Below are 11,485 nucleotides of genomic sequence, written 5' to 3'. Positions count from 1 at the left end.
AGAGCACCCACCCCACCAAGCCCGACACATGGGGCGAGCACCAGGACCGCTTCATCCGCCACCGCCTGAACGCCGTCCGCGCCGGAAAGCTGCTCACGGAGACCGTCCCCTGACCCGGTCCAAGGGTCGCCGTCTGCCGGGCCGGGTCCGGGGTGCTCGTCCCGCCGGAGGTCAGGACGAACCGGACGGGGCCCGGCTCAGATCCACGACGCAGAAGATGTTGCCGTCCGGGTCGGCGAGGACCACGAAGTCAGGGTCTGGGGGATACAGGTCCCAGTCGACTCTGGTGGCTCCCAACTCGACCAGACGCGCGACCTCGGCCTCCTGCTCGTCCGTGGTGTCCGTCAACAGGTCGAGGTGGATGCGCGGGTGCGCTTCGGCGGGCGAACTGCTGTGCATCAGAGCGAGCGCCCGGCCCGATCCATCCGCGTATTCCAGTGTCCGCCAACGTGGGCTCTCCCACTCGGACACGGGCACCAGGTCCAGCGCGGACGTCCAGAAGGCCACGGCCCGGGGAATGTCGTTCACGCCGATCACAGGAAAGCCGAGTCTGAGCATGACCCCGAGTCTAGGCAGCACCCAACCTGATCGGTCAGCGGTGAAGTCGGCCGGCCACGGCGCCACCGCGACCTCTGAACGGGGGGCGCCCGCCCGTGCCAACTCGTCGGACGCGAGGCGTGAGGCGACGTAGCTGTACTTCACTGCCGTACGGACACCAAAAAGGCCGGTGTCTCTTCGGAGAACCGGCCTTTGACCTGGGTGGAGCTGAGGGGATTTGAACCCCTGACCCCCTCGATGCGAACGAGGTGCGCTACCGGACTGCGCCACAGCCCCGAGGACTCCGTAAGGTTAGCAAACATCGGGGACTGCTCGCGCACCGGTTATTCGCCGACGGCGCGGCGGTCGTCGGCGTACTGGTCGAAGACCTCGTCGGGGGTGACGAGCTCGATGACCTCGGCGGTCTCGGCGGCCTCGGCGGCTCTGCGGGCCTGCAGGGCGCGGGCGCGGGCCGCGGCGCGGGCCTGGGCGGCGGCGCGGCGGCGGGCGGTGTCCATGCCCACGGCGACGCGCAGGAGCGCCAGGTGGCCGGCGAGCAGCAGGACCGGGGGCGCGACGATCCACCAGGGCGTGAGGCCGGAGGCGGAGATCGCCACGGAGGTGAGGAGCAGCGCGGCGAGGCCGCTGGTGCGGCGGCGGCGCCGGGCGATGACGGCGGCGCGGCCGCCCGGGCGGCGCGGCGCGGGGAGGCCCTCCTCGCGGAGCGTCCCCTCCTCGCGGAGGGTCTCCTCCTCGTGGAGCGTCTCCTGGTCGTCGGCGTCGTCCTCGGCGGCCTGCTCGTCGGGACGCTTGTGCAGGAGGCGGGAGATTCCCGTGGTCTCGGTGTCGCGGCGCAGCCACATGGGTACCAGGACGACGGCCCAGACGGCGACGATCGCGAGGTAAAGGACGGCGCTGCTCATCGGCCCCACCGTTCCAGGGCACGCTCGCGAGGCGGGCCGACTTTCGGCGCGCGAACGTGCAATGGGAGCAGGGTCACGCCCCGCACGGTACGAGGGGCTGTCAGAGGTTGACGAGCATAAGGGGCGGTGTGTCGCGAGATCGATCTCGCCGTTACTCTCCGTTTGCCGGGACTTCTCGATCGCAGGATTCTTACGGCGGGAAAGTCATGGGCCGCTCAGGAGCGCCGGGGAAATGCCTGTTTCCGGTCTGCCAGCCAGCGGGCGCGCAGGCCACCGGGCACGTCCTCGACGGTGAGGGCGTAGCAGATGTGGTCGCGCCAGGCGCCGTCGATGTGGAGATGGCGGCGGCGAATTCCCTCTTCGCGGAATCCGAGTTTTTCGACGACGCGGCGGCTCGCGGTGTTCTCCGGACGGATATTGGCTTCGAGCCGGTGCAGGCCGACGGTGAAGAAACAGTGGTCGACGGCGAGGGCGACGGCGGTGGGAATGACGCCGCGGCCGGCGACGCGCCGGTCGACCCAGTAGCCGATCTGCGCGGACCTCGCCGAACCCCAGACGATCGCGCCGATGGTGAGCTGCCCGGCGAAATCGTCCTCATGGGTGACGACCCAGGGAAGGGCGAGGCCGTGGCGGGCTTCGCGGCGCATGGTGTGGACCATGCTGATGTACGGGCCGAGGCCGCTGCGGAACAGCGGCGTCTCGGGATTGGTCGGCTCCCAGGGGCGGAGCCAGTCGGCGTTGCGGACCCGCAGCTCGCGCCAGACGGCGGCGTCGCGGTGCCGCAGCGGGCGCAGCCCTACAGGGCCCTCGGTCAGGGTGACCGGCCATCCCCGCAAACGTTCCACGGTTCCATGATTCCCTGGTCGGATGTCTGAACGCCATATTGTCCCCGAGAAATCGGGCACGCGGGACGTTCGGCCACCGTCGTCACACCCGTCGGCCCCGTTTCATGACCCAGTCGACGCGCAGGTCGGCGTCCAGGACGACCAGGTCGGCGTCCTTGCCGGGCTCCAGTGACCCGACGCGCGCGTCGATGCCGAGGGCGCGCGCCGGGGTGAGGGACGCGGCCTCGGCGGCGCGCTCGATCGGCTGGCCGGCGTCGGTGACGGCGCGGCGGAACGCGTCCGCCATGGTGATCGTGCTGCCCGCGATGGACGTCCCGCCCGCGAGGATGGCGCGGCCGCCGCGGACCTCGACGTCCATCACGCCGAGACGGTAGTCGCCGTCGCCCATGCCGGCGGCGGCCATCGCGTCGGTGATGAGCGCGACGCGGGGCGTGGCGGCGAACACGAGGCGGGCCACGGCGGGCTCCACGTGGACGCCGTCGTTGATCAGTTCCACGGTGACCCGGGGGTCGTTCAGAGCGGCGGCGACCGGCCCGCCCTCGCGGTGGTGCAGGGGGCGCATCGCGTTGAACAGGTGCGTCGCCACGCGCGCTCCCGCGTCGAACGCCGCACGGGCCGCCTCGCCGGTGCCGTCGGTGTGGCCGACCGCCGCGATCACGCCCGCGTCCACCGCCTCCCGGACGAGGTCGAGGGCGCCCGGCAGCTCGGGCGCGAGAGTGATCATGCGGAGGTGCCCGCGGCCGAGGCGGACGAGGCGGCGGAACTCGGCGGGGTCCGGGTCGCGCAGGAGCGCCGGGTCGTGCGCGCCGCAGCGCGAGCGGGCCAGGTAGGGGCCCTCCAGGTGGACGCCCGCGATCACGCCGTCGGCGGCGAGTCCGGCCAGGCCCTCGACGGCGGCGGCCAGTTCGTCCGGGTCGCCGGTGACGAGGCTCGCGATCGTGGTGGTGGTGCCGTGGGCGAGGTGGAAGGAGGCGGCCCGCTGGGCCTCGTCCGGGTTCCCGAGCTGGTAGGAGGCTCCCGCGCCGCCGTGGACGTGCATGTCGACGAAGCCGGGCACCACGTGCCGGCCGGCGAGGTCGATCACTTCGCCGGGGGCGGGGCCGTCCGCGATCGTGCCGCCGGCGATGTGGAGGGCGCCGTCGCGGACACCGTCCGGAAGGACGATCCGCGCGTTGGTCAAGGAAACGGCGCCGTCGCCGACCGGCCTCGCCATGGAACCCCCAATGCACGCATTTGATCGTTGTTGATTGTTCCACGGCCCCTGCGCTCAGGTAAGACCAGGGGCGCGCAGGGCTAGAATCCGCGGGTGACCACCTTTCCGGACTCCCGTCCACCCGCGGGAAAGGCGACCGGCGTGACCCGGCACGAGCGCTGGAACGCGCTGCTCGAACTGCTCGCGGACGCCGGACGGCTGACCGTCGAGGAGGCGTCCGCGCGCATGGGGGTGTCGGCCGCGACGATCCGCCGCGACTTCGACCAGCTCGCGCAGCAGCAGATGCTGACCCGCACCCGCGGCGGCGCCGTCGCGGAGAGCGTCAGCTACGACCTGCCGCTGCGGTACAAGGCGGCGCGGCACGCGTCGGAGAAGCAGCGGATCGCGGCGGCGACCGCGGAGCTGGCCGAGCCCGGGTCGATCATCGGGCTGAACGGCGGCACGACGACCTCGGAGGTCGCCCGGGTGCTCGCCACCCGCGCCGACCTGCACGCCGAGGGGCCCACCCCGGCGATCACGATCGTGACGAACGCGCTGAACATCGGCAACGAGCTGGCCGTCCGCCCGCACGTGAAGATCGTCCTGACGGGCGGGGTGCCGCGGCCGCAGTCCTACGAGCTGACCGGGCCGCTCGCCACCGGCATCTTCGACCACGTGACGCTGGACGTGGCGGTCATCGGGGTGAACGGCGTGACCGCGAGGCACGGCGCGACCTGCCACAACGAGGGCGAGGCCGTGGTGAACCGGCTGATGGCCGAGCGCGCCGACCGGGTGGTCGTGGTCGCGGACGGCTCCAAGATCGGCCACCGCGCGTTCGCCCGCATCTGCGGCACCGACGAGATCGACGTCCTGGTGACGGACGCGGCGGCGCCCGAGTCCGAACTCGCCGCGTTCACCGACGCCGGCGTCCGCGTCATCCAGGCCTAGCCTCCGACGGGCGCGGCCGGGGGAGGCGGGCTAGACCTGCGGGCGGGGGTGGTCGCCGCCGTTGATCTGGTCCACCGCGTGGGGCAGGACGCGGGCCAGGACGGTCATGCCGTCGCGGACGCCGCCGGTCGAGCCGGGCAGGTTGACGATGAGGGTGCGGCCCGCGACGCCGGCGAGGCCGCGCGACAGGATCGCGGCGGGGACCTTCTCGCGTCCCTCCAGCCGGATGGCCTCGGCGATTCCCGGGACCTCCCATTCGATGACCGGCCGGGTCATCTCGGGGGTCTGGTCGGTGGGGGTGAGGCCGGTCCCGCCGGAGGTGACGACGACGTCGTATCCGGCGGCGACCGCGTCGCGCAGGACGCCGGTGACGGGTTCGCCGTCCGGGACGACGACGGGGCCGTCCACCTGGCAGCCGATGTCCTCCAGCATCTCGACCAGCACCGGGCCGGACCTGTCCTCGTAGAGGCCCGCCGCGGCGCGGTTGGAGACGGTGACCGCCATCGCCCGGATCACCGGCGCCACACCCCGGTCTTGCCGCCGGTCTTCTCCTCGACCCGGACGTCGGTGATCACGGCGGCGGGGTCGACGGCCTTCACCATGTCGACCAGCGCGAGCGCGGCGACGGTGACGGAGGTGAGCGCCTCCATCTCCACGCCGGTGCGGTCGGCGGTGCGGGTGACGGCCGTGATCGCGACGCCGTCGTCGTCGACGGCGAGGTCGACGGTGACGCCGTGCAGCGCGATCGGGTGGCACAGCGGGACGAGGTCGGGCACGCGCTTGGCCCCCATGATCCCGGCGATCCGGGCGACGGACAGGGCGTCGCCCTTGGGGATGTCGCCGGCGCGCAGGAGGGCGACGCATTCGGGCGACAGTCGGACGAACCCCGTGGCCGTGGCCGTCCGGGACGAGACGTCCTTCGACGACACGTCGACCATGCGGGCCGATCCCTGGTCGTCCAGATGGGTGAACTCGGACCCCATGGCGCTCATGACGGCAACCTCATGACCTCGACGTGCGAACCGGCCGGCATGGCTTCGACGTCCTCCGGAATCTCGATGAGCGCGTTCGCGGACGACAGGGACCCGAGCTGGTGCGAGCCCTGCACGCCCGCCGCTGTGACGGTGTAGAAGCCCCGAGTGAACGAGAGTCTGCCTCGCAGGAAGTGGCGCAGCCCCGCGGGGGACTTGATGTCTTCGGCGACGACGGCGCTCACTGTGGGAAGCGGTTCTGGGGGCAGCCCTTGCATGACGCGTAGGGCGGGACGGACGAACACCTGGAACGACACGTACGCGCTCACGGGGTTGCCAGGAAGCGTGAAGACCGGAGTGCCTTCCAGGAGGCCGAACCCCTGCGGCTTGCCCGGACGCATCCGCACCTTGTGGAAGTTCACAGTTCCGGTACCGGCGAGAACTTCCTTGACGACGTCCCTGGTGCCCATGGAGACGCCCCCGGTGGTGACGATGGCGTCGGCCCGGACGAGCTGGTCGTGAAGCATCTCCAGGACCTTGGCGGGCTCGTCCTGCACCGTGGCCTGCCGGTAGCCCGTTCCGCCCGCCTCGACCACGGCGGCGGTGAGCATGAAGCTGTTGGACTCCCAGATCTGGCCGGGCGCCAGCGGGCTGCCCGGCTCGCGCAGTTCGTCGCCCGTGGAGACGACCACGATGCGCGGCCTCGGCCGGACGGTCACCCGGGACCGCCCGACCGCCGCGAGCATGCCGATCTGCGGGGCGGCGAGCCGGGTGCCGGCCTCGGCGACGACCTGCCCGGCGAGGACGTCCTCCCCCGCCCGGCGGATGTAGTTGCCCGGCGGCGCGGCGCGCGAGATCCGGACGGTGGCGTTGCCGCCGTCCGTCCACTCGACGGGGATGACGGCGTCGGCGCCGGCCGGCAGCGGGGCGCCCGTCATGATCCGGGCGGTCAGCCCGGGCCGGATCGCCGACAGGCCGGAGTCGCCCGCGACGATGTCGCCGACGACGGGCAGCGCGACGGGGCTCGCCTCGGTGGCCGCCGCGATGTCGGCCGCGACCACGGCGTAGCCGTCCATCGCGGAGTTGTCGAACGGCGGCAGCGGCACCGGCGCGGCGACGGCCTCGGCGAGCACCGTGCCCTGCGCCTCCAGCAGTGCCAGGTCAAGCGGCGGCAGCGGCGCCACGCTGCCGAGGATCTCCGTCAGATGCTCGTCGACCGTTCTCATAGCCACGGCCCCAGTCTGACGCCTCGTCACGAATCCGAGGTGTCGCCCACGCCGTCCTGCGTCCGGACGAATTCCCGCAGCCACGGCAGGAACTCCGGCGCCAGATCCGGACGGTCCGCCGCGAACTGGACCACCGTCCGGAGGTACTCCAGCTTGTTGCCGGTGTCGTAGCGGCGGCCGCGGAACTTGACGCCGTAGACGCCGCCGCCCTGGTCGGCGGGCATGTCGGCGAGGGTGCGCAGCGCGTCGGTCAGCTGGATCTCGCCGCCGCGGCCGGGCGGGGTCTTCTCCAGGACGTCGAACACCGCGGGGTCGCAGACGTAGCGGCCGATGATGATCCAGTTGCTGGGGGCCTCCTCGGCGGCGGGCTTCTCCACGAGGTCGGAGATGCGGACGACGTCGTCCTCGTCCGTCGCCTCGATGGCCGCGCACCCGTACGCCGACACCTGGTCGGGCTCGACCTCCATCAGCGCGATGACGCTGCCGCCGTACTGGCCGCGCACCTCGATCATCCGCTGCAGCAGCTTGTCGCGGGCGTCGATCATGTCGTCGCCGAGCAGCACCGCGAACGGCTCGCGGCCGACGTGCTGGCGGGCGCAGTGCACCGCGTGCCCGAGGCCGCGCGGCTCGCCCTGCCGGACGTAGTGCATGATCGCCAGGTCGCTGGACTCGTGCACGGCCTCCAGGCGCTCGTCGTCGCCCTTGGCGCGCAGCGCCTCCTCCAGCTCGTAGGCTCGGTCGAAGTGGTCCTCGATGGACCGTTTGCTGCGCCCGGTGATCATGAGGACGTCGGACAGCCCGGCGTCGACCGCCTCCTCGACGACGTACTGGATCGCCGGTTTGTCGACGATGGGCAGCATTTCCTTGGGAGTCGCCTTGGTCGCGGGCAAGAATCGGGTACCGAGGCCGGCCGCCGGGACGACCGCTTTGAGCACTGGTGCAATGTCGGCCATATACACGACCCTAGCCATCCGCGAGGACCACAGCGTGCACCCCACCGCCACGAAGACCGGCCTCCGGGCCGAACTGCTCGCACGACGTGCGGCGATGCCGCCCGAGACGCGCTCCGGCACGGCGCGCCCGATCCGGGACGCGCTGCTGTCGGTCCCGGAGGTGGAGATGGCCGGGACGATCGCGGCCTACGTCTCCATAGGCGACGAGCCGGACACGCGGAGCCTGCTGTTCGCGCTGTGGAAGCGCGGGACGTACGTGCTCGTCCCCCGGCTGCTCCCGGACGGCGACCTCGACTGGGCGTCCTACGAGGGGCCCGACTCGCTCGTCCCGGGGGCCCGCGGGTGCCTGGAGTCGTCCGAGCCGCCGCGCGGCCCCGGCGCCGTGGCCAGCGCGGACGTCGTGCTGGTGCCCGCGGTGGCGGTCGACCGGTCGGGCGTGCGCCTCGGCCGCGGCGGCGGCTCCTACGACCGGGCGCTCGCGCGCGTGGGCCCGGCGATCCTCACCGCCGCGCTGCTGTACGACGGCGAGCTGGTGGAAAGCGTGCCCGCCGAGCCGCACGACCAGCGCGTCCGGGCCGTGGTGACCCCGGCGCGGGGGCTGGTCCGCCTGGGCTGACCTGCTCGGCGGCGGCGCCCTGCTCGTAGAGTGAGAGGGCCGAGATCGCGGACGGGGGACGCGATCGGGCACGGCCTGACGGGAGGTAAGAGATGACGGCGCCGTGGCGGATCCTTTCCCTGCCCCCGATCGCGGACGAGATCGTCCGAGGGTTGTTCGCGCCGCTGGGAGACGCCGCCGAGGTGACGTTCCCGCAGGCCAGAGACCGGGCGGGCCTGCTCGCCGCGCTCGCCGGCGCCGACGTGGTGATCGGCGACTTCACCGGCCGGCTGGCGCTGGACGCCGAGGCCGCGGCGGCGGCGCCGCGGGTGTCGTTCGTCCAGATGCCCGCGGTCGGGACCGACAGCATCGACGTCGCGGCGTGGGCGGCCGCGGGCGTTCCGGTGGCGAACGCGGCGGGCTTCAACGCGCGCGGGGTCGCCGAGTGGGCGGTCGGCGCGGCGTTCGCGCTGTGCCGCAACCTCGTGCGGGGCGACCGGGCCGTCCGCGCGGGCGGATGGCCGCAGATGGAGATGGCGGCGCTCGGCCCGCGCGAGATCCACACGCAACGGGTCGGCATCGTCGGGTTCGGCGCGATCGGCGCCGAGGCCGCGCGGCTGTTCGCGGCCCTGGGCTGCACGGTGTCGTACTGGACGAGGCGGCGGCGCCCCCAGGCCGCGGCGACGTACCAGGAGCTGGACGAGCTCATGGCGATGTCCGACGTCCTCGTCATCGCCCTGCCGCTGACCGAGGAGACCAAGGGACTGATCGGCCCGGAGCGTCTCGCCCTGCTCCCGGACAAGGCCCTGCTGGTGAACGTGGCGCGCGGGGGCATCGCGCCGGACGACGCCGTCCTCGCCGCGCTGGAGTCGGGACGTCTGGCCGGGGCGGCCCTGGACGTGTTCGAGCAGGAGCCGCTTCCGCAGGGGCATCCGCTGCGTTCCCGTGAGGACGTCCTGCTCTCGCCGCACGCGGCGGGGGCGTCCGTCCAGTCGCAGCTGAACCTGCTGGGGATGGTGCGCGACAACGTCACCGCGGCCGTTCAGGGACGAGACGTACTGAACGTGGTGAACGGGATCAAACCACAGGTCAACCGGCGATAGCGGCCACGCCGGACACGCCATCCCTCAATCGTAAATATGCGATTCGTCCGCGAATCTGTAGGATTCCTAAACGATCAACTTTGACGACCCCGAAGGGTGGGATGTGCACCTCGACATCTGGCTACTCCTCGGGGCCACGCTCGTACTCAGCGCCATCATCGCGGTCCGGCTGTCGCACCAGGCGGGCCTTCCCACGCTGCTGGCGTACATGGGCCTCGGCCTTCTCATCGGCGAGTCCGGCCCCCTCCACATCCGGTTCGACAACGCGGAACTGGCCGAGACGCTCGGCCTCGCCGCCCTCGTGCTCATCCTCGCCGAGGGCGGAATCACCACCAGCTGGCGGCGCGTGCGGCCCTCGGTGCCGGCCGCGCTCAGCGTCTCCACCCTCGGCACCCTGATCAGCATCGTCGTCGTCGCGCTCGCCGCCATGTGGCTCGTCGGCCTGGAGTGGCGCCCGGCGTTCCTGCTGGCCGCCGTGCTCGCCCCCACCGACGCGGCCGCGGTGTTCTCGGTGCTGCGGCGGCTGCCCCTGCCGTCCCGGCTGACCGGTCTGCTGGAGGCCGAGTCCGGCTTCAACGACGCCCCGGTCGTGATCATCGTGGTCACGCTGAGCGCCCACACCGCCGTCCCCAACATGGCCGAACTGCTCGGCGTCATGGTCTACGAGCTGGTCGCGGGCGGCATCGTCGGCGTCGCCATCGGCTGGCTGGGCGCCCAGGCGCTGCGCCGCGTCGCGCTGCCCGCGTCCGGCCTCTACCCCATCGCCGTGCTGTCGCTTTCCATCGGCTCCTACGGGGCCGCCTCACTGATGCACGCCAGCGGGTTCCTCGCCGTCTACGTCAGCGCCCTCGTCCTCGGGAACGCGCGGCTGCCGCACCGGCCCGCCACGCGGGGCTTCGCCGAGGGCGTCGGCTGGCTCGCCCAGATCGGGCTGTTCGTGATGCTCGGCCTGCTGGCCGATCCCGGCGACCTCCCCGGCCAGATCCTGCCGGCGCTCGTCATCGGCTTCGTCCTGCTGCTGGTGGCCCGTCCCCTGTCGGTCGTGCTCTCCACGATCGGGTTCCGGCTGTCGTGGGGCGAGAAGGTGTTCGCGTCCTGGGCGGGGCTGCGGGGCGCCGTCCCGATCGTCCTGGCCACCATTCCGATGGTCGCGGAGGTGGAGCACGCCGACCGGCTCTTCGCGATCGTGTTCAACATCGTCGTCGTGTTCACCCTGCTCCAGGGGCCGACGCTGCCGCTGGCCTCGCGGCTGTGCCGCCTCAGGAGCGACGAGCAGACCCGCGAGCTGGACGTCGAGGCCGCGCCCCTGGAGGAGCTGCACGCCGACCTGCTGGAGGTGCGGATCCCCGGCGACTCGCTGATGAGCGGCGTGGAGATCTTCGAGCTGCGGCTGCCGCCCGGCGCGTCCATCACTCTCGTCGTGCGGGACGGCGCGAGCTTCGTGCCCGAGCCCACCACGCCCCTCCAGGCGGGCGACACCCTGCTGGTCGTGACCACCGCCGAGGTGCGCGAGGCCACCGAGCGCAGGCTCCGCGCGGTCAGCCGCAAGGGCAGGCTGGCGGGCTGGTTCGGCGAGAAGGGCCAGTGACCTGGGGCCCCGCGGCGGCGGGGCTCCACGGCGCTCCCCTGGCGCGCGACGCGCCGCCGGGGAACATCCCGGGGGCGAATCCTGTTCCACGCATGGGTACCATTAGCAGTCGTCTAGAGTGAGTGCCAGTCCGGCCAGCGCCGGTCTGAGTCAGCGAGGAGGAACCGTGCCGACGTATCAGTACGTTTGCACCGAGTGCGGCGAGCCTCTAGAGGTCGTGCAGAAGTTCAGCGACGACGCGCTGACCGAGTGCCCGGCGTGCACCGGCAGGCTCCGCAAGGTCTTCTCCGCCGCGGGGATCATCTTCAAGGGCTCGGGCTTCTACCGCACCGACAGCCGCGGCTCCGGCAAGTCGGCCTCCACTGCGGGGGCCTCGTCGAACGGCTCGTCCGGCGGGTCGACCAACGGCTCCTCCGGCGACTCGGGCGGCTCCTCGGGCGACTCCGCCAAGTCGAGCTCGTCCACGTCGTCCTCCGACTCGTCGTCGTCCTCGTCGACCGGCAAGTCGTCGTCCGAAAAGGTCGCCTGACCTCCTAAGCATCTCCGCTCGCACCGGGGGATCCGGCCGGATCCCCCGGTCTTCGCCATGTCCGGAAGCCGCCGC

At 72.4% G+C, this 11,485-nt stretch carries 13 protein-coding genes and 1 tRNA gene; 5 read left to right on the top strand and 9 right to left on the bottom strand.

Features of this window, described 5'->3' with window-relative positions; all coding sequences use genetic code 11:
• Positions 1-171: 171 nt before the first annotated feature.
• The 5 genes from AB0C69_RS27880 to nagA form a co-directional block, all read right to left on the bottom strand.
• Positions 172-558 (bottom strand): VOC family protein, encoded by a 387-nt coding sequence (locus tag AB0C69_RS27880; RefSeq protein ID WP_360358168.1) that lies wholly within the window; start codon positions 556-558, stop codon positions 172-174.
• A gap of 202 nt (positions 559-760) precedes the next feature.
• Positions 761-834, bottom strand: a tRNA-Ala gene (locus AB0C69_RS27875).
• A 47-nt stretch (positions 835-881) separates the two neighbouring features.
• Complete coding sequence (locus AB0C69_RS27870) at positions 882-1,460, bottom strand: hypothetical protein (protein WP_360358167.1); 579 nt, start codon at positions 1,458-1,460, stop codon at positions 882-884.
• Positions 1,461-1,675: 215 nt separating this feature from the next.
• On the bottom strand, positions 1,676-2,296 hold the full coding sequence (locus AB0C69_RS27865) for a GNAT family protein (protein ID WP_345173614.1): 621 nt from the start codon (positions 2,294-2,296) through the stop codon (positions 1,676-1,678).
• Positions 2,297-2,387: 91 nt separating this feature from the next.
• Positions 2,388-3,518, bottom strand: a complete 1,131-nt coding sequence (gene nagA, locus AB0C69_RS27860; protein WP_360358166.1) for an N-acetylglucosamine-6-phosphate deacetylase — start codon at positions 3,516-3,518, stop codon at positions 2,388-2,390.
• A 93-nt stretch (positions 3,519-3,611) separates the two neighbouring features.
• Between nagA and AB0C69_RS27855 the strand changes: the two genes are divergently transcribed.
• Positions 3,612-4,445 (top strand): DeoR/GlpR family DNA-binding transcription regulator, encoded by an 834-nt coding sequence (locus AB0C69_RS27855; protein WP_360358165.1) that lies wholly within the window; start codon positions 3,612-3,614, stop codon positions 4,443-4,445.
• 30 nt (positions 4,446-4,475) lie between these two features.
• Here the strand turns inward: AB0C69_RS27855 and AB0C69_RS27850 are convergent, their stop codons facing one another.
• The 4 genes from AB0C69_RS27850 to galU are packed head-to-tail and all read right to left on the bottom strand — an operon-like array spanning position 4,476 to position 7,595.
• Positions 4,476-4,949, bottom strand: coding sequence for a MogA/MoaB family molybdenum cofactor biosynthesis protein (locus tag AB0C69_RS27850; RefSeq protein WP_360358170.1), 474 nt, complete (start codon positions 4,947-4,949; stop codon positions 4,476-4,478).
• An 8-nt stretch (positions 4,950-4,957) separates the two neighbouring features.
• On the bottom strand, positions 4,958-5,428 hold the full coding sequence (gene moaC, locus AB0C69_RS27845; RefSeq protein WP_360358169.1) for a cyclic pyranopterin monophosphate synthase MoaC: 471 nt from the start codon (positions 5,426-5,428) through the stop codon (positions 4,958-4,960).
• A gap of 5 nt (positions 5,429-5,433) precedes the next feature.
• Entirely contained in the window at positions 5,434-6,642 is a 1,209-nt protein-coding gene (gene glp / locus AB0C69_RS27840) for a gephyrin-like molybdotransferase Glp (protein ID WP_345173608.1), read from the bottom strand.
• A 26-nt stretch (positions 6,643-6,668) separates the two neighbouring features.
• Positions 6,669-7,595, bottom strand: coding sequence for a UTP--glucose-1-phosphate uridylyltransferase GalU (galU, locus tag AB0C69_RS27835; RefSeq protein WP_345173397.1), 927 nt, complete (start codon positions 7,593-7,595; stop codon positions 6,669-6,671).
• A gap of 34 nt (positions 7,596-7,629) precedes the next feature.
• Between galU and AB0C69_RS27830 the strand changes: the two genes are divergently transcribed.
• The 4 genes from AB0C69_RS27830 to AB0C69_RS27815 all read left to right on the top strand — a co-directional run bounded on the left by AB0C69_RS27830 (position 7,630) and on the right by AB0C69_RS27815 (position 11,410).
• Complete coding sequence (locus AB0C69_RS27830; protein WP_360358164.1) at positions 7,630-8,211, top strand: 5-formyltetrahydrofolate cyclo-ligase; 582 nt, start codon at positions 7,630-7,632, stop codon at positions 8,209-8,211.
• Between the two features lie 92 nt (positions 8,212-8,303).
• The gene (locus AB0C69_RS27825) at positions 8,304-9,293 is read left to right on the top strand and encodes an NAD(P)-dependent oxidoreductase (RefSeq protein WP_360358163.1); all 990 of its coding nucleotides are present in this window, start codon (positions 8,304-8,306) and stop codon (positions 9,291-9,293) included.
• A 103-nt stretch (positions 9,294-9,396) separates the two neighbouring features.
• The gene (locus AB0C69_RS27820) at positions 9,397-10,881 is read left to right on the top strand and encodes a potassium/proton antiporter (protein WP_360358162.1); all 1,485 of its coding nucleotides are present in this window, start codon (positions 9,397-9,399) and stop codon (positions 10,879-10,881) included.
• Positions 10,882-11,047: 166 nt separating this feature from the next.
• Positions 11,048-11,410 carry an FmdB family zinc ribbon protein gene (locus AB0C69_RS27815; protein WP_360358161.1) on the top strand — a complete coding sequence of 121 codons (363 nt, stop codon included), beginning with the start codon at positions 11,048-11,050 and terminating at the stop codon, positions 11,408-11,410.
• Positions 11,411-11,485 lie beyond the last annotated feature (75 nt).

It is taken from the genome of Actinomadura sp. NPDC048032, from assembly GCF_040653175.1.
GTDB classification, from domain to species: Bacteria; Actinomycetota; Actinomycetes; order Streptosporangiales; family Streptosporangiaceae; genus Spirillospora; species Spirillospora verrucosospora.
Note: the sequence above shows the minus strand (reverse complement) of the source record. Positions and strands in the feature narration are given on the sequence as shown.